Below are 25,328 nucleotides of genomic sequence, written 5' to 3' on the forward strand. Positions count from 1 at the left end.
CCCAATGCCGGCCCACCTCAGACCGCCAACAGCTCGAACGCGCGGGCCTTGAGGTCCGCTCCGGCACCGGTCAGCGCCCGCGTCGCGCGGACGAGGTTGGTCTTGGCGGGGGCGAAGTGGTCCACGTACTCGGTGATGGCCTGGTAGCCGGCCCACCGGGTGCCCTTGATCGCCTTCTGCGTGTCCGCGTCCCGGATCAGGTAGCGCAGCGTCGCGGTGCGCTGCTTCGCGTTGTTGCGCGCCGTGTCGGAGGCGTCGTCGGCGAGGGGCCACACCTGCGCGACGATCTTCTCGAACTCGCCCATGGTCAACGACTCGTTGATCATCTTCTCGGCTTCCGTCTCGAACGCGTCGAACGCCGTCCACATCAGGCCGAGGGCCTGCCGCGCCTCGGCGATCTTGCTGGTCACGTTCGAGGTGTGCCGGAACGTGTACGAGCTGCGCGACCGCTGGTAGGCGAGAGCCTGGGTGTTCGCGCACACGATCCGCACCGGGGTCGCGTCGAGGCGCAACGAGGCGGTGCCGTCGTGGGAGGTGGTGGCCGCGAGGTACAGGTCCATGTCGTCCACTCCGGCAATGCGCATCGCCGTCGGCAGCTTCATGGTCACGAACACCGAGCGGCCCTTCCGCATCGAGCCGGCGGTCTCGAAGTGCGCACCAGAGGCGTCGACCAGGAGGTTGAGGGTTTCGGCGACCTGCTCGTTCTGCACCACCGAGTAGTCCTCGCCGACCACCCCGAGGTACTCGGTCTGCCCGGTGGCCGGGTTGGTGCGCACGGTCATGTACTTGTCGGGGCAGTCGACCTTCGTCACCCCACGCTCGGTGACCTCGATGCCCTGAAGGGCAATCTTGCGGACCTCCCAGCCGCCGAGCCACGCCTTGCTCATGACCTCCTGTGCGGTCATGCAGGCGTCGGTGACGGTGCCGAGTTGGTGCCAGGCGGTCAGCCGTGCGGAGGCGAAGGCCGTCTGGCCGTTGGCGAGGGTTTCCAGTTCGTGTGCCACGGTGGCACCCCTTCCCGGTCGTGTGATGTTCGGGTGGGCGGCGGGCCAGGGCTTTCCGGCCCCGGCCGTGCCGTCAATAGCAATGTTTCCTACCTCTACAGGTCGATCAAGACGATCGGTTCAAGTCGATGGAGGTATCTGCGCTGAATCTGACGCCCGCCGCCGGGCGCGGCCTACCGGGTGTCGGTGGCCGGGCGTAGCCGCCCGTCCGGGCCGTACAGGTAGGTGTGCACGGTTTTGAATGGGGCCGGCAGGTACGCGGTGAACCCGTGTTCGGGGATGAACCGGGTCCGATACGCGCGGGTGACGCCCAACAGGTACCGGTCGGGTTTGTCGCCGTGCAACCCCGGCGGGATGATGCCCGCCCCGGGCCGGTCGGCACGGGCGCGGCGGTGCCGACCGAGCGCGATGTGCGGGCAGAGTGACAGGGCGGCGGTCATGCACTCGGGGTGCCCCGGCGGGTCCGCGTAACGCATCAACTCCGCCGCCCGGGGACCGCCGAGAAACGCCACCCAATACCCCATCGACTCACCGCACAACGAGCACCGCCGTTCGACCGCGAGGCGGGTCGAGACGGTGGTGTCGATCGTGGTGAAGTCCACATGCGACCCGCCGCCCGTCGAGTCCGGGTGGATGTTGACCGGCGGGATGGGCAGACCGCGCCGCGCGTCGTGAGGACGCGCGGCCAGCGAGGGCGGGATGCCGGGCCGATCGGCGGCCGGGCCGGTAGCCGATGGGCCCGTCACGAGGCACCGGCCGCGCGGGTGGACCGGGCATCGGTCACGGTGACATGCGGTAGCTGTGACCGTAGTACTGCGTGCGCCTGTTCCCATTGCGCCTCGGTCAGACACCGGCTAACCGGTTCGAGGTGCGCGGCGGTCATCGTCACGGCCATCATGTCGGCCTCGTCCGCCGAGTCGAACACAGCCACCATGTCGCCCCCGGCCACCACGTAGACGCGAGGGTCATCGGCGGGTGGGGCCACCGGGGCGACACGGCGGTGCTCGGCCAGCCACCGCCCGACCACCTCCGCCGGGTCACCGGCCAGGGTGCCGGTGTCGTAGCCCTCGTCATCGAGCCACCCGAGGTGATCGGCGACGGTCCAGTCAGGGTGGATGAGCCACGATTGCCGTACGGCCTGCCACATGGTCAGCCGTGCCGGGACGCCGATCGGGTCCGCCGGTCGCGAACCGTTCGGGCCGGGCACCGGGCATAGCGGGGTGCCGTCGTGGTGCGACGCGACCGGGCGTGAGGCGAACCCGTCGAGGGGCCAGTCACGCGGCGGCACGGTCCGGGCGGGTTCCCCGCATTCGGGGCAGCGCAGCGACCCCGGCGCGTGCACCGGGCCGTGGGGGTGGTCGTCGGGGGTGGTCATGGTCTGTTCCTTCCGTGGTGCTGGTGGGTGGGCGTGCGGGTGCCGGGGCCGGGCGTGGTGCCCGGCCCCGGCGGGGCGGTAGGTCAGGCCGCCACCGGCGCGGCGGCGGCCTCGTCGGTGCCGGCCTCGTCGGCGCTGGTCTCGTCGGCGCTGGTCTCGTCACCGGTGGGCGGGGTGGTGTCGGTCTGGGGCGCGGCCATGAACGCGCGAACCTCGGCGGTTGGGGCGGGCGGGTTGTCCGCGAGGGCGTAGGTTTCCGGGGCCTCCCGCGTCAGGATCAGCACCCCGAATCCGGTCAGCTTGTCCATGCCGTTGCGGACCGCCCCGGGGCTACGTCCGCCGATCTCCCGGGCGACGGTGCCGGGGGTGACATCGTGGCCGGGGCCGAGGTCACGCATGAACGCCTCGACCCGGTTACGCAACTCGTTCTTGCCCAGCTTGGCCGACCCGTCGCTGTTGACCTCACCCGGTCCACGACCGGTGCCGGCCACCCGCCGCGCGGACGGGCGACGAATCTTGCGGGTGTGCCCGCACGTCGGGCACGTGGAGTGCGTCGGGGCGTTGGCCGGGTCCACCGTGGCGAGGTCCCCGTCGCCGATCACCCACAGCTCGTCACCGTCCTCGGTGACCGGCAGGCGACGGGCGGCCCCGGCAACCTCCATCGCGGCGAGGATCGTGTCACCCATCGCCACCGACAGGCCGCTCTCATTAATCGCCGCGTCGGCCGTGATGCCGTCCGGGTGCCCACCGAGCACCCCCGCCATGATCAGCACTTTGAGGTCGGGCTGCGCCCCGACCGGTGCCCCGGACACGGGCACGCCGGACACCGGGGCGGGCACCCCGGACACCGGAGCCTCCGGCATCGTCGTCTCAGCCGTCGGGGCGTCGCTCGTGGGCGTCGGCGCATCGCCGTCGGTCGGGGCGTCGTCGGTGACAGCCGCGTCGGGCGTGGTCACTGCGTCAGCCGTCGGGACGTCACCGGTGGGCGACGGCGCGTCGGTCGGGTCGGACGTCGCGTCATCGGCCGCCGCAGCGTCGTCGGTGAGGGCGGTGGGCTCGATGGCGGCATCCGGCGTCGTGTCCGGGGCCTCCTGCTCGGGTGCGGTGTCCGGCGACGCGTCGTCGGCCGCCGGGGCGTCGGGGGTGAGGTGCCAGACGTCAGCGCTCTTACGGTTGCCCTTGGCCGGGTCGGAGGTGCGGGCGGCGGTGCCAGCGGCCTCCATGGCCGCGAGCGCCTCGGTCACCACCGACAGCGGCAGGTTTCCCTGTCCGGCCAACTTGCGGGCGGTGACGCCCGGGTGGCGACGCAGTTCCTCGGCGACGGCGGACCGGGCCTCGTTGGTGCCGGGGGTGAGACTGATGTTTGCGGTCATGGCAGAACACCTCCATAAAAGGGGTCGGCAATAGCGATTCCGCATGCGCGGCGCGCATCTTTTCTGCGGTTTCGCTGGGGCGGCTTTTGTTGCCCACGTCCATGGACGCTCGACGCCCGATAGTTGTCAACCCCGTCCACCAAGACTCTTTAAATGGTTCGCGTCGCGCTCCATTCGGGAATCCGTCGCCACGTCCCGCAATGCCATTTGACGGCCCTCACATCGCCGCCACGCCCCCTGCCGCGCCGCCCCCTACCGCTGCACAGGGACGGCGGTGACACGTCGGCAGGGCGGGGCGGCAGCCTCCCCACTGTCGGCGACACTCCCCGTACCCGTGGCCGGAATGGGCGGCGAACGGCGGCCGCCGTGGCCACTTTCGCATGGTGCGGAAAATCACTTCACCGCTTTACAGGGGCACCCCTTTGCGTCGCATAAACGGAATGGGGTCAACGGCATTTCCCTCGGTGGCGGGATAACCTTCGTGGGTCTCGTAATGCAGGTGCGGGCCGGAGGAGTTTCCGGAGCTGCCGACGTGGCCGATCGGCTGTCCCGCCGTCACCGGCTCGCCTACCGTCACGGCCGGCTGTCGGATCAGGTGGCAGTAACGCGTCACCACGTCGCCCGGGTGGCGGATCTCCGCATACCAGCCGCACCCACCGAGGCCGGGGTATCCGTCGCTGTCGCACGGCATCGGCCCGCCGGTGGGTTCCCACGAGTCACCGCCGACGTTGCAGCGCACCCGTACGACAACCCCGCCCGCCGCCGCCCGGACAACCGTCCCTCTCGCCGCCATGATGTCGACCCCGTCGTGGCCGGGTCGTTCGCCGGTGCGGAAGCCGGAGCCCGTCTCGCCCACCACCGGGCGGGTCCACCCGCCGACCGGCACCCCCGCGCAGACAGGCGACGTTGCACCGGCTGTTGTCGCCCGCGTCTCGTGTGTGGCGTCCGTGTCCGGGTACGCCGCCCGTCGCGCCACCCCGACGCAACCATCCCCACCCCCGCTGCCGAACACCGACGAGACGACTCCGGCGGTAGCGGCGGCGACCAGCAGCAACGCCCCGGCGAGGCCCACCGCTATCCCTGCGGCTATCCGTCCCACGGCACACCGTCGGTAATCGGGGCGGGCAGCTCGGCCAGGCTCACCCGGTCCCGGTGACCCAGCATCCGCCAGACCGGCCCCGCCGGACCCCGGGGGTCGGCGGTGGCGGTGGCGACGGTCACCCCGTCGGGCAGGCCGGCCCGGCGCAGGTGGGCGTGCAGGTTGGCCTCACGGGCGGCGGTGGGCAGCCAGAACAGCACCGGATACGCGCGGCGGGGCGGCAGTGCGGCGTAACCGCCCAACTTGCCCACGACCCGGCTCAGGGTTTCGGTGCCGAGGTCGACCTCGACCCAGAACGGCACCACCGCGCCGTGGTCCGCCCACACGCCGTGTCCGTCCGGGCGGACCAGATTGCCGCACGCCTCACGGCAGCGCGCCTCGTTCCACCACCGCACCAACCGCGTGCCGGGATGTGCGCGGGCATGGGCGGTGAGCGCGACGAAGAACCCGTTCACCGTGAGCAGGTGCGCCAGCGTCGGGGACATGGCGAGTCGGGCGGTAGCGTCGCGTACGGCGGCGGGACGGGGCAACGGCTTGCCTCGTCCGGCGGCGAGCAGGGCCGCGCCGACCGGGCCGAGGGTCCACCTCCACGCTTGCGAGCCGGGCCGCTGGTAGTGGCGGAACCGGTCGAGGATGTCTCGACCGTGGAGGGTGTTGAGGCGGTTGCGGGCTCTGCCGACCGAGCCGAACGCGAGGTCGACGAGTTGGTCGGTGGTGAAGGTCCGGTGCTGGTCGAGCAGATCGAGCAGGAGCCGGTCTCGGGGGGTGAGCCGGCCGAGTTCCGCGGCCACGACGGACGCCGTGAGGCGGGAGCTGCCGGTGGATGATGTCCGGGTGGGAGGGATATCTCTTATCAGTCGGTTCCGGTCCACCAGTCCTCCTCACCGCCGTCGACGTGCCCGTACGACGTGTTCATGGGGGCGTGTTCACCCGGCTGGTCACGGTCGTTGGAGTCCTCGTTGGATCGCTCGTTGGAGGTCTCGTTAGACCACTCGGGGTCGACGAACGTGTTGTGGCCGACCAGCTCGGTGAGAGCAGGGTCGGCGGGCACGGGTGGCTCGACGCGGGCGGAGGAGGTGGCGGCTTCGCCGAGCAGTCGCCGCCGCTCGGCGACGGTGAGGCCGGTGTGGTCGCGGGCGGCACGGCGTAACGCGTGCGCGCGGCCGGGTTGCGCCGGTGGTGGCGGCTCGGTGTCGGCGGTGACCGGTGGAAGGACCCGGCCGCCGGCGACCGGCCGTAGGACGACCTCGTAGCCGCCGAGGCGGATCAGGTCCCCGTCGTCGAGGTACGGGCGCAGGTGGCGGGCCTGGTCGATGGCATCGCGGGGGGCCAGGGCGAAGTACACCTTGTTGCGGGCGTTGGCGTCGATCGCGGCCACCATGTCCGCCGACAGCTGCCCGAGGTACTGGTGGGCCAGGACGAACGAGGTGTGCAGGCCGCGGGCCTCGGCGAGGGCGTCATCGATGCCGATGGGCAGGTGCAGAAAGTTGTGGCACTCGTCGAGAACGATCATCGCGTCGGGGCGGTCGTCCTCGGGGATACGGGCGCGGGCGGTGGTGGCCTGCCACAGCCCGGCCAGGAGCAGGGAGCCGACCAGACGGGTGCCATCCTCACCGAGAATGCCCTTGGGTAGCCGGGCCAGCAGGACACCACCGTCGAGGATGTCGGCGAAGGAGAACGTGGTGGCCGGCACGCCGAACAAGCTGTTCGCCATCGGGTGCGCCATCACCAGCCGCAGCCGGGACAACAACGGGGCCACGAGACCGGAGCGTTGCGCGGCAGGCAGGTCGTTGAACCCCTCCCAGAACTCGCCGAGGGTGTTGCCCTCCCACGCGTTCAACCTGCTGACCACCGCGTTCACCCGGTCGGTCCGCCACGAGGCGTCCGACAACAGCCTGGGGAGGTGGGCGAGGGTGGCGTCGTCGAAGTGGGCGAGGGTGAGCAGGCCGTGGTAGCAGATGTCGGCGGTGCGGTGCCCCCACCACCGCGACCACACCTTCGCCATCACCGCCGTCAGGTTCGCGGCCACGTCGTGGGCGCTGCCGCCGTGCACGCTCGGGTCGAGCAGGTTGATCGCCGGTGGCGCACCCCGCTCGTCGGGGTCGATGAGCACCAGGCGGTCACCACACGACGCGGGTAGCCGGGCGAGCAGGTCACGGATCAGGTCGCCCTTGGCCGGGTCGAACGCGGCCACGCCGCGCCCGGCGTCGACATCGTCGAGGATCATCCGCATCAGCAGGGTCGTCTTGCCGGTGCCGGTCGGGCCGAGGGCGTGCACGTGGTAGCGGCAGTCGGTCAGGGAGATCCCGACCCGCATCGCGGGCCCGGCGTTGGCGACACCGATGACCTTGCCGCCCGGGCCGTGCCGCTGCTCGCGCGGCACCAGGTGCAGCCGACGGCCTGCCGGGCTGGAATCGGACGGGGTCACCCCCGGGTACGTGGTCATGGGCTGCTCCAGACGGTGGGTGCGTCGACGGGGGTCGCCTCGACCGGTGTGGTGTCGGGGCCATCCGTGGTGCGACCGGTGGTGCGGAAGACCTCGCGGGTGGCGGCCCGGCGGCGCGATGCCGCGCCGGGCAGGCTGTAGGCAGTGGGTTCGACGGGCAGTCCGGCGAGCGCGGCGGCGTCGCCGATGCCGGCCAGGCTCATCCGGGACGCCGGCACCCACCGGTCGGCCACGGCACGGGTGCCGCGCCGCAGCCGACGGCGGGTGAAGTGGGGCGACAGCAGCCCGAAGCCGGAACTGACATCGGCAGCGGCAGCCGACGCGGCAGCCCGGGTCGGGCCGACCGCGACCGTCTGCACGGCCACCAGCAGATGCGGCGCGTCGGTGAACTTCACCCGCGCCTGCCGCGCCAACTCCGCCGTATACGGGTCCAGCCGGCCGGTGGGGTGCCGGCGGATGCCGGGACCAGGGGTGATCAGGTCGAGCGTCGCCTGGAGGGCGGCGCGGGTGATCCCTCGGGGGTGGCGGGCACGGTGCGGGTCGGTCATCGCCCGGCGGAGCTGCCGCAGCCGGTGGGACGGTGCCCGACCGAGGTGGACCTGCAGCAACGCGCCGCCGGTGCGCCCGGCGGAGACCAACCCGCCGTAGACGGCGCGCAGCCGATCGTCCTCCGGGGCGGCGACGTCCATCCCCCGCCGGGACGCCGGGGTGGTGTCGTCGACCAGCGGCAGCCACTCCGGTCGGGTGGGCCGCACCGCGAGCGCGACCGCCGCGCCCACCGTCGGCACCGCCGGAGGTGCGCACTGGGCGGCGCGGACGCCGGGCCAGCCTCGGTGCAGCAGCCGCACCACCGCGGTGGGGTTGACTCCCGGCGGGAGCCACAGCCCGCAGCGCAGCCCGTCCGGGTCGGCGGCGACCTCCCAGACGATCCGAGCTGGCCGCCACGCCCACCGGCGTGGGGCGGGTAGCACGGTGGCGAGCAGCCGCCACAGGCCGACCGTCGCGGCCGGAGTCGCGGTCACCGGCGGGGTGATCTCCAACCACCGCGCCCGCGCAGCATGCCGACGCCAGACCCGCCGCCGGCACACCGCCCACCCCACCCGCACGGCGGCGAGCACAGTCAGGGCGGTGAGCAGCAGCGGCCACCGATCCCGCACCAGGTGCCATCCGGCGTCGGCGGCATCGGTGCCCCAGGAGCCACACCACAGCTCACCGACGAACGACCCGGGCACCCCCTCACGGCCAGGCACGCACACAGCGGGAGGAACCGGCACCGAGGCACGCAAAATGACGGCGGAAACCATGGACACCTCCGTTCGAGAACAACTCACCTGCCGGTCGACGACGAGCGGGATCCGTATACGGAACACAGGTCACACGACAATCAGTTCACTACCTGCTGAATACACTGTTTGGTGTACTGTTGAGGGTGTGGAGACCGTAACCCCCGGCCAAGCCCTCGCACGCTTCGGCCACGCGTTGTCGGACGCGACCCGAGCCCGACTGCTACTCGCCCTACGCGACGCGCCTGGCTACCCGGCTGACCTGGCCGATCTGCTTGGGGTGACCCGGCAGAACCTGTCCAACCATCTGGCCTGCCTGCGCGGCTGCGGTCTGGTCGTTGCCGTCCCCGAAGGTCGCCGCTCCCGCTACGAACTCGCCGATACCCGCATCCGTCACGCCCTCGACGACCTACTCGGCCTCGTCCTCGCCGTCGACCCCGCAGTCTGCCCCGATGCCGCTGACAAGGGCTGCTGCTGATGAGCCTTCCGCTGCTGCCCGTCACGCCCGCAAGGCCAAACCCGGCGCGTCGCACCGTCCTGGCCCGCCGAATTCGGCTGTTGGTCGCCGCCACCATCGGCTACAACCTGATCGAGGCCGTCGTCGCCATCAGCGCCGGTGCCGCCGCAGACTCCACCGCGCTGATCGGCTTCGGCCTAGACTCGATCATCGAGGTCTCCTCCGCTGCGGCGGTCGCCTGGCAGTTCGCTGGCCGCGACCCCGAAGGCCGGGAGAAAGCCGCCCTGCGGATCATCGCGATCTCCTTCTTCGCGCTCGCCGCCTACGTCTCCGTCGAATCCGCCCGCGCGCTGCTCGGCGGCAGCGAGGCAGCGCACTCCACCATCGGCCTCATGCTCGCCGCACTCTCCCTCGCGTTCATGCCCGGCCTGTCCTACGCACAAAGACGGGCCGGCCGCGAGCTCGGCTCCCGCACCGCCGTCGCCGACTCCAAACAGACACTGCTGTGCACCTACCTATCCGCCGTCCTACTCGTCGGCCTCGGACTCAACAGCGTCCTGGGCTGGAACTGGGCCGACCCGATCGCCGCCCTGGTCATCGCCGCCGTCGCCCTCAAAGAAGGCCGAGACGCCTGGCGCGGAGAAACCTGCTGCGCCCCGGCACCCACCGACGAAGCCTCGGCCTGCACCGACCGGTGCTGCACCCCCGCGAACCAGACCACCTGACCAACCGCCGGCAGACCAGAACCCCTGACCTCGACAAAAGCCCTCCAGGCGCCGAGGAGGGTCAAGGCACCTCGAATATGTCGACACGCAGGACCACACAATCCGATGTTCCCTAAACTCTCGAATCCCCCTCCGGAACCCCAGCAGAGGCCCCCAGAGCTCGGTCAGGATCACCGATCAGATTCCTTCAACTCGAAGCCGGTGACGATCAGCTCGTGTTCGGTGGCCGAGGCGTGGCTGTGGAACGCCACCCGCGCCGACCCGGCCGACAGGAGCGCATCCCCCCGCTGGCAGGACAGCAGGAACGCCCGCTCGCCGTCGGTGAGCCCGAACGCCTCGGTCACCGCGTCGATGGCCTGCGGCGCCTGCCGCAGCAGGATCTGCGTGGCGGCGTTGGAGACGACAGCCCGGCCGGTGGTGGTGGCGAGCACGTCGGCGGCGTCCTGGGTGACGACGGTCAAGCCGGTGCCGTACTTGCGGGCGGACTTGGCCAGGGTCTGCAGGAAACGGCCGCCACGCCCTCCGGACAACAGCTTCCACGCCTCGTCGACCAGCACCATCCGCAGCACGTCCGGGCGACCGCCACGAGAGGTGGCCCCCCGTACGGTGCGCCAGATCGTGTCCAGGGTCAGCAGCGTGCCGACCGGATGGAGCTGCTCGGGCAGGTCCTTGAGGGCGAACACCACCAGGTGCCCCTCGGGGGTGGTGGTGGTCGGTCCGTCGAACAGGCCCTTCATGCTGCCCACCACGTACGGGTGCAGGCGGGCGGCGACCCGCCGGCCCGCCTCATCGGTGTCGTCCAGGGCTGCCATCACCTCCCGCAGCAGCGGTGCGGGACGCCTCCAGGTCTGCGGATCGGTGGTGATGCCCTTGGCCCGATAGGCCGCCAGCACCGCCACGTCGAGGGAACGGGCCTCGTCGCCGGGCAACGGCGCGTCAACGGCGGTGTCGCCGCTGGCCATGACCGCGACAAGGGTCTGCAGGAACCGTGCCCGATCATGAAGGGCGTCGTCGTCACCGGCCGGCAGGTCCAGAGGGTTGATCCTCATGCCGGCCGCGCCGAGGCGGACGACCGTCCCGCCGACCGCATCGGCCAGCCGCAGGTACTCGTCCTCAGGGTCGACGACGAACGCCTCCACCCCGAGGAACAGGTTGCGCAGCAGGTCGAGCTTGGCCAGGTACGACTTGCCCTCCCCGGAGCGAGCCAGGATGACGGCGTTGTAGTTGGACTGCGCCCACCGGTCCCACACGACCACCCCAGCCGAGTGCAGGTTCAACCCGAACAGCACCCCCATGCCGGTGTCCCCTGCGGTGTCGGGCAGGTCGGGGCTGGTGAACGGAAACGCTGCGGCGAGGGCATCGGTGTCGAAGACCCGCTTCAACCCGAGCGCGTCGTAGGCGAGGGGTAGGCCGCTAATCCAGCCCTGCAACTGCCGCCACGTGACCGGCGCGGTGTGCAGCAGCAGCGATGAGGCCAGGGACCGCACCTCCGCCACCCGGTCGGCGAGATCGTCCGGGCTGGTGCCGTGGACGGTCAGGTACAGGCCGAGGCGGAACAGGCGGGCCTCGCCTCGGGCGACCCGGGTAGCCAGCTCGGCGGCGTCAGCCGCGGCGGCATTGAGGTCGGGATCGTCGAGTCGCCCCTTGGCGGCATCCTGGCGGCGGGAGGACTCGAACCGGCCACGCTGCTTACGCAGCCGTTCGGAGGCCACCACCGGCGGGACGGGCTCGATGTGGAAGGTGACGTCGACCAGGCCCGGATAGGACAGCAGCGGCTCAGCCCAGCCGGGGCCGACCTCGGCCGGGTAGCCGACAACGGCGAGGGTCGCCAGGTAGCCGTCCCCCACCCGCACGTGGCGTCCGTCGACATCGACAGCGTCCGGCGAGCCGGGCAGGACCGTAGCCGACGCGGGCATGGCATGTCGCCGTGCCGGCAGCAGTGCGGAGAGCAGGCTCACCGGTCGTCACCTCCGTCAGATGGGATGTAGGGGATGTGGGTCGGGGCGGCGGGGTCGAGGCTGGTCGCGAGCCGCGCCACGGCGTCCCGCCCGTCGAGCACCCGGGCGGGAACCTCGCAGCCGCCCAACGCGCGGACCGTCTCGGCCGCCTGGTGGGCGGCGTAGTGCGCGCCGCGCCGGCTGCGCACCGCCACGGTGATCTGCCGGTGCAGCAACTCCCGCTGCCCGGCCAGGTCGGCGAGGAACGCCACGTGCGCGCGGGCAGCCTCCTCCAACGCGGGATGCGGCAGCCCCGGGGCAGCGGTGAGGAACCGGTCGGCGAGGTAGGTCAGGTCGACCCGCTGCGCCCGGACACTAATCTGCACCGGGCTGTCGAGGCTGTGCAGCAACCGGGCGAACCCGGCCACCAGGCCGTTCTGTTCGGCGGGGGTGCGCAGCCCGAATGCCACCGTCGATGCGGCCACCAGGCCGGTGGTGCCGTCCACTCCCAGATCGATCAACCCGTCGCCGGTGACGCCCTTCGCGGGCAGGCACAGCGGTGCGGGCAGCGGAATCCGGTCACCCGGGCCGCCGGTGGTGGTCACCCACGCCGGGGCGGGGATGATCGGCCTGTCTGTCGGCACGAGGCGACGTGGGCCATGGCGGTGCCACAGCGCGGCGAGGACCCAGGCGTCGAGGCTGAGGCCGTCACGGCGGCCGACCGCGAGCAGGAACGCCCCTGCGGCGACAGGCATCGCCCCGGCGAGGAACACCAGCGGATGCACCACCGTGACCACCGCCGTCCACACCGCGTAGAGCAGCAGGCCCGTGACCGTCAGGATCACCAGTTGTCGTCCGGACAGGCCGAACGCGATCCGGTCCGGCCGGTCGATGTCTGCGGGCACCCGAGCCCGCAGAGGCGCCTCCTCGTCACGGCGACTCATCACTGACCACCCTTCGGGGGTGATGACCGGCGTCGCGGCGGGGCGGACGGACGGGCCGGCGGCGGGGACGACTCGTTGCGGACGGCACCCGTGCCCGCTGCTGTCGTTCCTGTCCCCGGGGACGGATGGGACGGGGTGGGAAGTGCCGCGCCGCGACCGTCTGGGGACGGTGTTGCGGACGAGGCTGGTGGCCGGGGTCGGCTCGGGCCGGCGGACGAGCTTAGCCGGGCGGTGGACGGGGCGTCCGAACTGGCGGCGGCCGGGCCGCTCGGGGTGACGCGCCGGGCCGTCGTGGGCCGTGTCCGAGGGGTCGAGGCTCGTGGGCCGCTGGCCGCCGGGGCGGTGGAGAACACCGGTGTGACGGGGCCAGGTGGCCGGCGCGGCGCAGTCTGCGGCGTGGGTGCTGACGAGAACGTCACTACCGGTGCCGGGCTGTTGGTTGCTGGCCGCGCGGTGGTGGTCGTGGCGTCGCTGAACGCGACTCGGGCCGGTGGGAGGGCCGGGGACGGCGGACTCGACTGGGGCGATGCCGGGTGGGAGAACCGCACCGGCGGGGCAGCACCGGACGGCGCGGCTGTCGGGGTGGACGGGTCCGCCGGGTGGCTGAAGGTGGGGGCGGCGTTCGTCCCGGCCGGTGCGGGCAGCGGCGTGTGCGTGACCGGGGCATGGCTGAAGGCGACCGGCTCTGCCGGGGACGGCGGACGGGGAGTCGACCCCGGACGGGACGGGCGCGGCGGACGGGACGGACGAGGGCCACCAGGTGGTGGACGGCTTCCGGGCGGACGGGGCGGCGTCCGCCCGGCGGCCGGGGACGATGCTGCCGTCCGTCCCAGGATGCCGGCCGCCGCACCCAACGTCTTGGTCATCACGAAGGCGCGGACAAGCTGTCCGAGCAGCCCTCGGCCGTTGCTCTGTCCGAGCGGACCGAGAACGAACTGCCGCATCCAGCCCGGCAGCTTGATCAGCAGCCACAACATGGTTAGGCAGACCACGACACCGAGGAGCCCGTTGCCGGTGGAGGGGACGCCCAGCACGGTCGGGCCGGTGGGGGTGAGGAACACCTTGACGGTGGCCATCACGACGACGGCCTGGCCGAGCTGCAGGCCCAGGCAGGCCAGGAACGCGCGCCACCACAGCTGGGCCAGGCCCTCGGTCAGCGGGCTGGCGTGGCAGATCAGTGCGGCCGGGGCGATACCGAGCAGGACGACCAGCGCGGCCAGCCTGAGCACGAAGGTGAACTCCAGCAGGAGGCACATCACGACCACCGCGATGACCAGCAATACCATCAGGAACCCCTGGCCCCGTAGCGCGTCATCGGTGATCTGCCGAATCGCGGTCGCGGCGGCCGGACCGTCGACGCTGTTGCCCGCGAGGGCCACGGTCAGCGCGTTGGTCGCCTCGATGGCCTTCTGGCCGATGATCAGGCTGCTGTTGGCCAGCACCGCGCCGACGGCGATGCGGGGTAGGACCTGCTTGAGGCCATGCCGGGTCTGCAGGGTCTCCCGGGTCGTAACCAGGAACCCGTTGGCCACGATGAACAGGACGAAGACACCGTTGGCGGCGATGAGACTGGTCGTCCAGAACGCCTTGACGTGCTCGTTGCCGGTGAGATCCGGGGTGGACAGCCACGAGTTGCCCAGCGCCTCCAGCACCGGCTGGAGGGCCTGCTCCGCCGCCCACACCACCAGGTCCACCACAGCGGTACGGACCTGGCCTCCGATGTCGTACCACGCCGGATCGTCGTCGTACGACGGCCGCCCGAGGGCCGGGCTGGGCGTGGGTGCCGGCGTCGCGGACGGAGCCGGTGCCGCTCCCGGCGGGCGGACGCCGGGATCAGGCACCTCTGTCGTCGGTGGTGCGGCAGGCACGGCCGGAGGTGGGGTCAGCTCGGCGTGTGCCGGCCCGGCCCCGGCGACGGCCAGGCCGGCGAGGAGCACCACGCCGAGCAGCAGCACGACTGCCGGATGCCTCATGCGGCGCAAGGGGTCGGTGACGGTTGCCATCAGGCCACCCACCTACCGACGATGGTCACGAACAGCGGTGCCAGCAGCGCGAGGCCGTAACCGATCGCGGCGGACCGCATCGCGAGCTTCGCCTTCTCGATCTCGCCGGGATCACCGTTCGCGGCCAGGTAGCGCAGACCGCCGACGGTGAGGAACAGGGTGGCGACGGAGACCAGGATCCCGACGAGCCAGACACGGATGTTGTTGGCGACCTGCTGAATCGACTCGACGGCCAGCACCGGACCGGGCTGCGCCGCGTACGCCGCGTGAGGAGTGAAGGTCAGAGCCACTGTCACTGCGGCGGCCACGCACAGCATCAGCGCACCCACCGTCAGAGGACGGGGACGGGGGCGGCAGACGATCGATCGGCCGTGTGTGCCGGCCCCGAGGCGACGGGTCGTCGCCTCGGGGCACGGGAAACGGACATCCTCCATGGTTAGGCACCTCCGGAGCGCACGCCTGAGCAGCCCTCATCGGGGCGTAGGCGCGAGTGGGCTTGGCGAAGACGCGGGACCGGGCGGTGCGCTCATCGGTGACCTGTGGTGCCGACCGGCGCGGCCGTCCTCCTCACCAGAAGCGATGGGTGGGCCGGGGACCGTACGGGTGTCAGCGCCGTCAGCGGTCAGGTCGGAAACAAGGTCACCTACGCGGAAGTGTCCCGCACTAGGGGATTACACATCCGAGCCCCCGATTGGAAACCCGCAGCTCAAGGCAGGTACTTACGGGCGCTTACGGGCCGTCGGCGCGTCGAGAGCCACCATCGACGTGGCCTCGGTGATCACCTCGGCGTACGGGTCAGACAACGCGCCGGACTCGATCGCGGCCCTGAGCCGGGCGACGGCAGCAGACCGCCGCTTGTAAAGGTTCCAGCGGGACTCACCAGTGCGTTCGGCGTAGGCGGTGAGGCTGACGTCCTCCAAGTACGTCGCACCGATCAGCTCGGCATCGTCGACGCTGATCACCTCGGCGGCAACCGCGCGAGCCAGAACGACATCCGGATGCCCGTGCGCGGCCGGCGACGACACCGCCCCCGGGGCATGGTTCGGCGTCCCGGACGAGGCCGGTTCCAGACCTCGCAGCTCGGTGCGAGCCTTGGAGAACGCCGTGGACAGCAGGTTGCCGACCACGCCCGGCCTGTCCAGGTCGACCGTGCCGAGCGCGCGGAGGAAGTGCTCGACGATGGCGGCCTGCACATCACCGGTGAACAGCTTCGCCAGCAGGTACGCCTTGAACCGCAGGCCCGGCAACGCGACGCCCACCGCACCGGCACGCCACGCCGGGTCTCCGGTACGGGCTTGCTGCACCAGCAGCCGCCACACGGCGTCGCGGGCGGCGTAGCCGCAGGAGGGGTGCATCAGGATCGCCGACAGCTCCGGCAGGGCGATGGCCCGGCGGGGCAGACCCAGGCCGAGGCTACGGCCATCGACCGACAGCGGGCTCGGCCCCTGCCCCATCAGCCGGAACCGGTACTCGATGTCGTTGAGCAGCGTCTCGCCACGGCGCCCGGCAGCCGAGCCGGTGGCAGGGGTACGACGGTCCATGGTGGTGCTCCCTCGTGGTGACCATGTGCCGGTCGGCGGGAGTGCCGATCGGCGCTGTGCCACCACGCCACCAGGGCCTTTGTACAGATCATGAACACTGCTGATCTTGTTCTAGGCATCTCGACGCGTGTTCAACCCCGAGCCTCGCCGCCACTCATCACCACACCGCGGCATGAACCGGAGGACATCGCGCTCCACGGTGTGCAATGCGTTGCCAGGCGTTCACGGGCCACAGTGCCAGCCGCACCTACGTAGAGGCTGCGCCCCCTTGAACACGCGCCGACCACGATCCAGCCATGGCATCGCAGATGGAGGCGACCAAGGCCCCCTACCGCGCCCATGGCGATTCTGTTCAAGGCCGAGGCGGCGAGCGATGATCCGACGACACCCAAGAAAGATGATCTTGTTCAATCCACCGAGAATCTTGCGCAAGCGACCGGAGTCAGGTGACAAACCTTCGCCGAGTTCGGTCCACATCCGACGGCCACCTCTCCCACAGCAGCGGTAACCGAAGTAGCTGCGTTACGTAACGGGCAGATATCGAGCATCACGCGGCACGACGCCAGATCTGGCGATTTATGCATATCAGGCATATGTCGCGCACTATCCGCCAACTGTCGGGAAGGCGTCAGGTGACAACCGCCGCGAATCTGCGGGGATGCCGATACCATGCCCTCGCCGACAGCGAGTCATGAGGAGCATTCCGTGCTGCGACGAACGGCTAAGAAAGTGTGGATCGGCCGTGCGGTCGCACTCGTTGCGATTGCTGCACTCGCCTCATACTTTTCACTAGTCGGGCTGGACAGGGCAGACAAGCTGGCCAGCGCCATCAGCGTACTGGTCGCCATCACCGCACTCGGAGCACCTTATCTTCTCCCAGTCGGACCGCCGCCCTCGGCACCAGAATCCAGTGCAAGCAGTGCGCCACCAGGACCGGTCAACATCTCTTATTCACAAGGCGTACAGGTAAACCAGGCCCCGGGCAACGTCCAGCACAACAGTTGGCCGTTCATCAGCCTCGTACTCAACCCTAAGGTCATGATCTTCGCGGTGATCGCGTTGGTCGCCGTTGTTGTCGCGGTCCTCTACGTGAAGCCATGGGCGGCCACCGCAGATGTGCGCCTCGTTGACTATAGTGTGGCTCCGCCGGCCGCCGTCGGTGGTACCAGCTTCGAGGTTGGGAGCATGGGTGACGGGCCCGTGAAGCGCACCGACCGTGGCCCACTCGAGGTATCGACCACGCCGATCGACATCACCGTCAAGAACAACGGAAGCGCTTCCGCTGTCATCGTGGAAGCGGCGGTGGAGGTAGTGTTCGCAGAGCACTTGGAGGATTGCGCCCAGACCGGCGGCCCACTTCAGGTCGAAGCGAACTACGACGTGGCCCTACCACAGGATGCACCAGCACGCCCCTTTACGGTGCGGCATGGCATGCGATTCGAGGTGGAACCACACCGGTCCGAGCGTTTCACGCTGACGGTCGGTCCACGAGAACAGGGCATCGAGTCCTGGGACGCGCGACTCTACGTCGCTAACGTTTCACTCAAGCTGGATGACACTGATCATCCGCTCAAAGTGGGCCGGGCAGCGTGGGTAGCTCAGTCAGGCGACGGGTACGACAACCTCAACGCTGGCCTCGGCCGCGACGAACGGTGCCTCAGAGAAAACGCCTCCGTGCTGGCGCAATTTGGTCGCCTCGACGCCAAACGTTCCGAGGAAGCCGCGATTCTGGTTGAACGATGGTCACACCTGACAGCCCAGGACGGCTCCGTTTACAAACCGACCTGCCAACCCGAGCAGCCGTACCAGCCAGAACGACAAGTCTACGGCTACTGCGCGATCTACACCAAGAACCTCCTGTTCGTCGACGTCTCCATCACCAGCTCCGAGGAGGCACCCGAGACAGACCTACTGCTTCGAATGATCAGCGCCGACGGCGTGGTCCGTCACAGTGTGCGCTGCCGTGTCACCGATCGGGTGACAGCCCGCGACGTCCGTCTAGCCACAGGGGATGCGAAGGGCGTAGGCATCGAGCCGTGCAGCGACAGCGACCAGAACGGCGTGACGCTATACGCGTACCCGGAACAGGAACTCGGCGAGGGCGAGATGTTCATCAGCGTGGAGGCCGTCGCCGCAGGCACACGCACGCTTCCTGACGCGGACGCCGCGCCAACTACATTGGTGAAGCGCAGCGGGTGATCGGCAAACTGGGGTACGCGGCCACGAACCGCACAGCTGACGCGACACGACTTTTCCGAGCTGCGGACATTTAGTGCAATTCCGCGATCCGGCGTGAGCGCGACCACCCAGCAACGACGGATTGTGGTCGGCAGGGCGGCCTGTCAGGAGAAGGTGCTCGGCAGAGTCGTCGCCCCTGCTGGAACGTCGACCTCTGTGCGCTCCGGCCGTACCTGCTTGTGCATCTGGACCTGTACGTCGACAGGGGGTCTGGTTTCCAATCCCAGGTCCAGATCTGTAATCCCTTGGTGTCAGCGCTCGTCGGCGGACGTGGCCCACACGCCATGCCGAAGCCTAGCTCCACCGCTCCCGACGACCGGCCTCAGCCGGTACCGGTCGGGTTGCTCCTCCCCCACACCCGCACAGGGCGAACGCACCGCCCGGAAGTGCCGGACTGGCACGGACTATCCCCGAACCACCTCGCCTACCTCATCCGCCGCTACACCAACGCCGGGGATGTGGTTTTCGACCTCGACGCACACCCCGCCATCCTCGCCGCGACCACCTACCTGCACCGAATACCAGCTCAGCTGCACACCGACCCCCACGGCCAGCGCCTGTGGCTCCCGCCTTCCGCACACCCGAACTCCGGTGTGCCTCACTGGCCCGATCAGGGTGTCGACCTGATCCTGGCGGCGCTACCACAGACGATCGAGCAGCTTCACGACGACGTGAACACCGCGATGAGCACCTGGCGGCAACTGCTGCGCCCCGGCGGATTCCTGATCGCCGGACTCACCACCACACCACCCCCACCCGGCGGGTTCAGCTACCGCGCGACGGTCATCGCCGCAGCCCGCGCCGCCGGACTCTTCTACCACCAGCACATCCCCGCCGTCCTCGTCCCGCTCCCCGAGCACGAACCGCGCACCGCCCCGCAACACCCCGACGAAGGCGACGACGGACGGCTCCTGCTCGCCGGTCGGCACCTTCCGACGTTCCGGGACCTGGTCGTCTTCGGGACCACCGCCACCGGTGAGGAGAACGCCCATGCCTGAGCCCTACCCGTCGCAACCGGTGACCGGCCTGCACGACTCCACACCGCCGTACCCTGACGGGCCCGATCTGGCGGCCCTACTCGCCGAGGGCTACCTCGGCACGGTCTGGCTCACCGGTCAGCACCCGTCCCGCGACCTACGTCGCAGCCGATACACCCCCGAGTCACTGACCCACCCCGGCAAGATGCTTCCCACCATCGCCCGGTACGCCATCCGCACCTACACCAACCCCGGCGACGTGGTCCTCGACCCCATGGCCGGCATCGGCACCACCGTCATCGAAGCCATGCACCTCGGCCGCCACAGCGTCGGCGTCGAGTACGAAGCCGAATGGGTCGCCAAGGCGGCCGACAACATCCATCACGCCCTCAAAGCCGGCGCGCCAGGTCGGGGCGAGATCTACCACGGAGACTCCACCGCCCTACCGGCCCTGCTGCCGGCCAGCCTGCACGGACAGGTGTCCCTGGTGATCACCTCACCGCCCTACGGACCGTCCACCCATGGCCACGTCCGCACACCAGGCCCGAGACGCGGACAGGTCCGCAAGATCAACCACAGGTACGGCGACAGCGACAACCTCGCCTACCGCACCCCCGGCCAACTCGCCGACGGGTTCACCGCGATCCTCACCGGCTGCCACCAACTCCTGCGTCCCGGCGGACACGTCATCGTCACCGCCCGCCCCTACCGCCGCCACGGCGAACTCATCGATATCCCCGGCATGGTCGCCGCCGCAGGCACCAACGCCGGCCTCGAACTCGTCGAGGAGTGCATCGCCCTCATCTGCGGTGTCCGCAACGGCCGGATCATCCCCCGCGCCTCGTTCTTCCAGCAGAAGAACATCCGCGACGCCATCGCCACCGGCGACCCGCAATGGCTCCTGCAACACGAGGACGTCGTGGTCCTCCGCCGCCCGACGATCTCCAGCGCACACGACGCCGAGAGCTGGCCAGTCGGCATCACCGCGCACGCTGACCAGCTTGATGCCTTCGCCCCACACCGCGTGGATCGACGTGCACAGGCGGTGCCCGCCGGAAACGCCAGTCCTGGCGGCAGCGCCATCGATCCCCGGTCCCGCCCGGACCGGGACGATGAAAGGACACCCGATCCGTGCCCGCCCCATCTGCACCCCACGCCAGGGAACGTACGACGCGCCCCCACCGACCGCCGGTGGTCCGACGATCCCCCCAAGCCACACCCCCAGCCCGGCCCACCCACCACGACGGGCCCGCAGTGAACACCCCGGCCGCCGAGTGGCGACCCGACCCCCTCCTGACCATCGACGACGTCGCGACCTGGCTGGGCAAGCCGAAGAACACCCTCTACGCCTGGCACAGCCGAGGCAAAGGACCACGCGCCATCCGCGTCGGCAACACCCTGCGCTACCGACGCAGCGAGATCGAACGCTGGCTCGACGCCCACACCGACCCGGAGCGCTGAGCCATGGCCCGACCCCCACTACCCATCGGCACCTGGGGCAATATCCGCACCGAGAAGCTCGGCCCCAACCGGTACTGCGCCCGAACCCGCTACCGCGATCACGACGGCAAGACCCGCGACGTCGAGGCCACCGACACCACCGGCCCAGCCGCCATTCGCGCGCTGAAGATCAAGCTACGCGACCGGGTGGCCCCCAACGACGACGAGATCACCCGGGAGACACACGTCAGCACACTCGCTGCTCTGTGGCTGGAAGAGATCACCGCAGAGGAACGCGTCTCGCCGCAGAGCATCAGCAGGTACGAGATCAGCGTGCGGGTCTCCATCGTGCCCGCCCTGGGTGACCTACGGATCCGGGAGGCAAGCGCGGGCCGCATCGACAAGTTCCTGCGCAAGATCGCCGAGGATCGCCCCTCGGCCGCCAAGAGCGCGAAGGTGGTCCTCGGCCAGATGTTGGCCCTGGCCGTACGTCGCGGCGCGCTCACCACCAACCCCATCCGCGACACCAGCCGCCTACGCAAACCACGCAAGACCGTCGTCGCCCTCGAACGGGAACAACTCGACGACGTCCGCGCGGCGATCCGAAAATGGCAACAGCCGACCCCCGGCAAGTCAGGACCTCGCCCCACCAACGACCTGGCCGACATCGTTGACCTCATGCTCGCCACCGGCGCCCGCATCGGCGAGATCCTGGCGCTGCGGTGGGAAGACCTCGATCTCGCCGTCGAACACCCTGTCCTGACGATCTGCGGCACCATCATCTACGTCAAAGGCCAGGGCTTCTTCCGCCAGGAATGGACGAAGACCGACGCCGGCTTCCGGTCAGTGGTCCTGCCCCGCTTCGCGGTCGGAATGCTGATGGCCCGCAAGCTCGACGCCGCCGACAACCCTCACGACGCGATCTTCGCCTCCCGACGCGGCACCTGGCTATCCCCACCGAACGTCCGCCGGCAGTGGCGTGCAGCCCGCGCCGACACCGGCCTCGAATGGGTCACCCCGCACACCTTCCGCAAGACCGTCGCCACCCTGATCGACAGGGAGGCCAACACCGACAGCGCCGCCGCCCAGCTCGGGCATGGAAGCAACGAGATCACCAAGAAGCACTACATCGTCAAGGCCGCCCTCGCCCCGGACAGCTCCGCCATCCTCGAACAGCTCGGCGGAAGGCCAACGTCAGGCGATCCGGAGAAACCCGATCCTGGCGGGCAGCCGACCGCATAGCCGGGCAGCGGCGGCAGCACCACCCGCCCCGTCGAATGTGATCGCCCCACGGCGTTACTGAGGGGTTTACGGGGGGCGGTTCAAAACTACATAGATAAACATCAAGGCCCTGCCCAGCTACATGCTGGTCAGGGCCTTTTTGTGGTGCGCCGCCAGGGACTCGAACCCCGAACCCGCGGATTAAGAGTCCGCTGCTCTGCCAGTTGAGCTAGCGGCGCTCGTTGGCAACGGAGAGAACAGTAGCACGGGCCATGAGCGGGGTTCCAATCCGATACCCGGCTCCACCCTTCGGGCGAGCTTATCGGGCAAAAGTGAACATATCCCCCCGACAGCACACGTCCGGCGTCGAACTGGTGGCCGGCATGGGGCACGATGTCCGCCAGGCACGCGAGAACAGAGGTGGGGATGGGCAGGTTCACGCGGGGCGGGGCGATGGCGGGTGCTCTCGTCCTGGCGGCGTCGCTGGCTCTGGCCGGTTGCGGCGGCGACCAGAAGAAGGAAGCCGAGTTCGTCGGCGGCACCGTGGTCACGCCGAGCGCCGGGGGGGCGACTCCGACGCAGTCCGGTGGCGCGTCGCCGTCCGCGCCGACGGTGGCCGACCTGACGGTCAGTCCGGCGGACGGGGCGAAGGGCAGACCGGTCAGCACCGAGATCAGTGCCGACCTCCCGGGCGGCGGAAAGATCTCCTCGGTCACCCTCACCACGGGTGACGGCAAGCAGGTCGGCGGAAAGATGCGTCTTGACGGCAGCTCCTGGGTGCCGTCGTCGGCCCTGAAATACAACACCAGGTACAAGGCCACGGTTACCGGCACCGGCGCCGACGGCCAGCCCCGGCAGGGGGTGAGCACGTTCACCACGATGGCCAAGCCGAACTCGATGATCGGCTCCGGCCTGTACCTCTTCGACGACCGGACGTACGGCGTGGCCATGCCGGTGGTGGCCGAGTTCAGCCCGGGTATCCCGAAGAAGGACCGGGCGGCCGTCCAGAAGCGGATGTTCGTCAGGACCGATCCGCCGCAGCCGGGGGCCTGGCACTGGGTCTCCAACGGCACGCAGGCGTACTACCGGGCACCGGAGTACTGGCAGCCGGGGACGACGTTGAGCGTCCGGATCGCGCTGGCCGGGATTCCGCTGAGCAACGGCCGGTACGGCAACGTGGACCGGTCGGCCACCGCCAAGATCGGGCGGGCCTTCGAGATGAAGGTGGACAACGCCACCAAGCAGATGGAGGTCTTCCAGGGCGGCCAGCTGATCAAGACGCTGCCGGTCAGCCTGGGCAAGAAGAGCACCCCGTCGTCCAGCGGCACGATGGTGGTGATGGAGAAGAAGGAGAAGACCGTCTTCGACACCATGGACGAACCGGACCCGGCCAACCAGTACCGCACCGAGATCGACTTCGCCCAGCGGCTGACCTGGGGCGGCGAGTACATCCACGCGGCACCGTGGTCCGAGGGGGTGCAGGGCCGGCGGAACGTCTCGCACGGCTGCGTCAACGTGTCGATGGCGATGGGCAGGTGGCTCTTCTCCCAGACGAAGGTGGGTGACCCGATCACCGTCAAGGGCACCCCGCGCAAGCTCGAACAGGGCAACGGGTGGACGGCCTGGAGCCTGACCTGGGCGGATTTCGTCAAGGGCAGCGCGGTGCCGGTGCCGCAGGGCGGTTCGGGTCCGCTGGTCTGACCTCCGTTCCGGGTCGGCGCGGGTCGCCGACCCGGAACGGCACGGGCCGGTGACCCGTCGTCATCGCACCCCGCCCGGCGGCGTGTTTCAGTTCACCCTTCGCAACCGACGGGCGCGCCGCCGCGTCTGTGAGGGACGATGGGACATCGGGGACCACGACTGTGAGGGAATCATGCGAGTTGTCCAGGACCACCTGACCGGGCGTACCGGTCGACGCCGGGTGCTCGCGGCGGGGGTCCTCGCCGCGGCGCTGGCCCTCACCTCCGCCTGCACCGGCTCGGGCGGCGACAAGCCGTCGAGCTGGCAGGGCGGCGGCGAGGAAGCCGCGCCGAAGGCCAGCGCGACGATCACCGAGCCGAAGGCCGACGCCACCGACGTCCCGGCCTCCACCGGCATCGTCTTCACCGCCGAGGACGCGAAGGACACCACCGTCGCGCTCACCGACGCCGCCGGCAAGGCCGTCGAGGGCAAGCTCGCCGCGGACGGCGCGAGTTGGCTGCCCGACGGCGCGCTGGAGTACGGGGAGAAGTACACCGCCACCGTCACGGCGACCGGTGAGGACGGCAAGCCGGCCACGGCCACCAGCACCTTCACGGTGATGGCCAAGCCGGACAACCAGGTGCGGGTGACCAGCTTCCTCGGCGACAACCAGGTCGTCGGGGTGGGCATGCCGCTGATCGTGAAGTTCGGTCGGGCCGTCCCGGAGGACTACCGCGACGACGTGCAGCGCCGGATGACGGTCACCAGCACCCCGGCGCAGGAGGGCGTCTGGCACTGGGTCAGCCCCACCGAGGTCCGCTACCGGCCCAAGGAGTTCTGGCAGCCGGGCACCACGGTCTCGTACCGGGTGCAGGCCGGCGGGCTGCCGATGGGCGGCGGCTGGTACGGCCGCTCCGACCTGACCGTGGACGTCAAGATCGGCCCGTCGGTGGTGATGCAGGTCGACAACAAGACCAAGCGGATGACCGTCACCAAGGACGGCAAGGTCGTCAAGACCATCCCGGTCAGCCTGGGCAAGAAGAGCACCCCCTCGTCCAGCGGCACGATGGTGGTGATCGAGAAGCTGCGCAAGACGGTCTTCGACACCATGGAGGAGCTGGGCCCCGAGGAGGGTTACCGCACCAAGATCGACTATGCCCAGCGGCTCACCTGGGGTGGCGAGTTCATCCACGCCGCGCCCTGGTCGGAGGGGCAGCAGGGCACCACGAACGTCTCGCACGGCTGCGTCAACGTGTCGATGAAGGACGGTGCCTGGCTGTTCGCCAACACCAAGATCGGTGACCCGATCACCGTCAAGGGCACCGAACGCAAGCTCCAGAACGGCAACGGCTGGACCGACTGGAACATGAGCTGGGACCAGTACGTCAAGGGCAGCGCCCTGCCGTACGAGCCGGACGCCGGGAACAGCACCGGGACGCCGAGCGCCGAGCCGACGCCCTGACCCTGCGGCACACCGCACGCGGACCGGCCCCCACCTGAAGATGGGGGCCGGTCCGTCTTCGACGGCACCCGACCCCGGATGAATCGGCCCGGAAACGACTCAGGCCCCCTCGTACGAGGGGGC

General features: G+C 70.1%; 22 protein-coding genes and 1 tRNA gene. 9 read left to right on the plus strand and 14 right to left on the minus strand.

Annotation, left to right across the window (positions count from 1 at the left end):
- Positions 1–17: 17 nt before the first annotated feature.
- From ACN260_RS23590 to ACN260_RS23625, 8 genes are all read right to left on the minus strand, one after another.
- Positions 18–1,004, minus strand: a complete 987-nt coding sequence (locus ACN260_RS23590) for a DUF932 domain-containing protein (RefSeq protein ID WP_422753097.1) — start codon at positions 1,002–1,004, stop codon at positions 18–20.
- Between the two features lie 173 nt (positions 1,005–1,177).
- Positions 1,178–1,750: a hypothetical protein gene (locus ACN260_RS23595; RefSeq protein WP_422753098.1), complete on the minus strand. Its 573-nt coding sequence runs from the start codon at positions 1,748–1,750 to the stop codon at positions 1,178–1,180.
- Positions 1,747–2,211, minus strand: coding sequence for a hypothetical protein (locus tag ACN260_RS23600; RefSeq protein WP_422753099.1), 465 nt, complete (start codon positions 2,209–2,211; stop codon positions 1,747–1,749). The genes ACN260_RS23595 and ACN260_RS23600 overlap by 4 nt, the downstream gene beginning before the upstream one ends.
- 251 nt (positions 2,212–2,462) lie before the next feature.
- A complete protein-coding gene (locus ACN260_RS23605) occupies positions 2,463–3,752 on the minus strand; it encodes a hypothetical protein (RefSeq protein WP_422753100.1) in 1,290 nt (429 codons plus the stop codon).
- Between the two features lie 406 nt (positions 3,753–4,158).
- On the minus strand, positions 4,159–4,611 hold the full coding sequence (locus ACN260_RS23610; protein WP_422753101.1) for a M23 family metallopeptidase: 453 nt from the start codon (positions 4,609–4,611) through the stop codon (positions 4,159–4,161).
- 227 nt (positions 4,612–4,838) lie between these two features.
- Positions 4,839–5,642, minus strand: a complete 804-nt coding sequence (locus ACN260_RS23615; RefSeq protein WP_422753102.1) for a replication-relaxation family protein — start codon at positions 5,640–5,642, stop codon at positions 4,839–4,841.
- 62 nt (positions 5,643–5,704) lie between these two features.
- Positions 5,705–7,297 carry a type IV secretory system conjugative DNA transfer family protein gene (locus ACN260_RS23620; RefSeq protein ID WP_422753103.1) on the minus strand — a complete coding sequence of 531 codons (1,593 nt, stop codon included), beginning with the start codon at positions 7,295–7,297 and terminating at the stop codon, positions 5,705–5,707.
- Entirely contained in the window at positions 7,294–8,547 is a 1,254-nt protein-coding gene (locus ACN260_RS23625) for a hypothetical protein (protein WP_422753104.1), read from the minus strand. Before ACN260_RS23625 ends, ACN260_RS23620 begins: the two co-directional genes overlap by 4 nt.
- A 181-nt stretch (positions 8,548–8,728) precedes the next feature.
- Here ACN260_RS23625 and ACN260_RS23630 point away from each other — a divergent pair, with 181 nt between their 5' ends.
- On the plus strand, positions 8,729–9,058 hold the full coding sequence (locus ACN260_RS23630) for an ArsR/SmtB family transcription factor (RefSeq protein WP_088643381.1): 330 nt from the start codon (positions 8,729–8,731) through the stop codon (positions 9,056–9,058).
- Positions 9,058–9,762, plus strand: coding sequence for a cation transporter (locus ACN260_RS23635; protein WP_422753105.1), 705 nt, complete (start codon positions 9,058–9,060; stop codon positions 9,760–9,762). The genes ACN260_RS23630 and ACN260_RS23635 overlap by 1 nt, the downstream gene beginning before the upstream one ends.
- A gap of 170 nt (positions 9,763–9,932) precedes the next feature.
- Here the strand turns inward: ACN260_RS23635 and ACN260_RS23640 are convergent, their stop codons facing one another.
- The 5 genes from ACN260_RS23640 to ACN260_RS23660 form a co-directional block, all read right to left on the minus strand.
- Positions 9,933–11,678 carry a VirB4 family type IV secretion system protein gene (locus tag ACN260_RS23640; RefSeq protein WP_422756808.1) on the minus strand — a complete coding sequence of 582 codons (1,746 nt, stop codon included), beginning with the start codon at positions 11,676–11,678 and terminating at the stop codon, positions 9,933–9,935.
- A gap of 38 nt (positions 11,679–11,716) precedes the next feature.
- A complete protein-coding gene (locus ACN260_RS23645; protein ID WP_422753106.1) occupies positions 11,717–12,643 on the minus strand; it encodes a PrgI family protein in 927 nt (308 codons plus the stop codon).
- Positions 12,643–14,337: a hypothetical protein gene (locus ACN260_RS23650; RefSeq protein ID WP_422756809.1), complete on the minus strand. Its 1,695-nt coding sequence runs from the start codon at positions 14,335–14,337 to the stop codon at positions 12,643–12,645. Before ACN260_RS23650 ends, ACN260_RS23645 begins: the two co-directional genes overlap by 1 nt.
- Positions 14,338–14,645: 308 nt before the next feature.
- Positions 14,646–15,080 (minus strand): pilin, encoded by a 435-nt coding sequence (locus ACN260_RS23655; protein ID WP_422753107.1) that lies wholly within the window; start codon positions 15,078–15,080, stop codon positions 14,646–14,648.
- 285 nt (positions 15,081–15,365) lie between these two features.
- Complete coding sequence (locus tag ACN260_RS23660) at positions 15,366–16,187, minus strand: hypothetical protein (RefSeq protein ID WP_422753108.1); 822 nt, start codon at positions 16,185–16,187, stop codon at positions 15,366–15,368.
- Between the two features lie 705 nt (positions 16,188–16,892).
- Between ACN260_RS23660 and ACN260_RS23665 the strand changes: the two genes are divergently transcribed.
- The 5 genes from ACN260_RS23665 (at position 16,893) to ACN260_RS23685 (ending at position 22,084) form a co-directional block, all read left to right on the plus strand.
- Positions 16,893–18,386: a hypothetical protein gene (locus tag ACN260_RS23665; protein WP_422753109.1), complete on the plus strand. Its 1,494-nt coding sequence runs from the start codon at positions 16,893–16,895 to the stop codon at positions 18,384–18,386.
- Positions 18,387–18,709: 323 nt separating this feature from the next.
- Positions 18,710–19,423, plus strand: coding sequence for a hypothetical protein (locus ACN260_RS23670; RefSeq protein ID WP_422753110.1), 714 nt, complete (start codon positions 18,710–18,712; stop codon positions 19,421–19,423).
- Positions 19,416–20,660, plus strand: coding sequence for a TRM11 family SAM-dependent methyltransferase (locus ACN260_RS23675; protein WP_422753111.1), 1,245 nt, complete (start codon positions 19,416–19,418; stop codon positions 20,658–20,660). The genes ACN260_RS23670 and ACN260_RS23675 overlap by 8 nt, the downstream gene beginning before the upstream one ends.
- A complete protein-coding gene (locus tag ACN260_RS23680; protein WP_357677693.1) occupies positions 20,657–20,863 on the plus strand; it encodes a helix-turn-helix transcriptional regulator in 207 nt (68 codons plus the stop codon). Before ACN260_RS23675 ends, ACN260_RS23680 begins: the two co-directional genes overlap by 4 nt.
- A gap of 3 nt (positions 20,864–20,866) precedes the next feature.
- The gene (locus ACN260_RS23685) at positions 20,867–22,084 is read left to right on the plus strand and encodes a tyrosine-type recombinase/integrase (protein ID WP_422753112.1); all 1,218 of its coding nucleotides are present in this window, start codon (positions 20,867–20,869) and stop codon (positions 22,082–22,084) included.
- A 142-nt stretch (positions 22,085–22,226) separates the two neighbouring features.
- Here ACN260_RS23685 and ACN260_RS23690 read toward each other — a convergent pair.
- Positions 22,227–22,302 (minus strand) — tRNA-Lys (locus ACN260_RS23690).
- 187 nt (positions 22,303–22,489) lie between these two features.
- Here ACN260_RS23690 and ACN260_RS23695 point away from each other — a divergent pair.
- Together ACN260_RS23695 and ACN260_RS23700 are read left to right on the plus strand one after the other, a co-directional pair.
- On the plus strand, positions 22,490–23,764 hold the full coding sequence (locus ACN260_RS23695) for an Ig-like domain-containing protein (protein ID WP_422753113.1): 1,275 nt from the start codon (positions 22,490–22,492) through the stop codon (positions 23,762–23,764).
- 172 nt (positions 23,765–23,936) lie between these two features.
- Positions 23,937–25,205, plus strand: coding sequence for an Ig-like domain-containing protein (locus tag ACN260_RS23700; protein ID WP_422753114.1), 1,269 nt, complete (start codon positions 23,937–23,939; stop codon positions 25,203–25,205).
- Positions 25,206–25,328: the final 123 nt, after the last annotated feature.

The sequence above is a fragment of the Micromonospora sp. WMMD708 genome, from assembly GCF_049315245.1.
GTDB lineage: Bacteria > Actinomycetota > Actinomycetes > Mycobacteriales > Micromonosporaceae > Micromonospora > Micromonospora wenchangensis.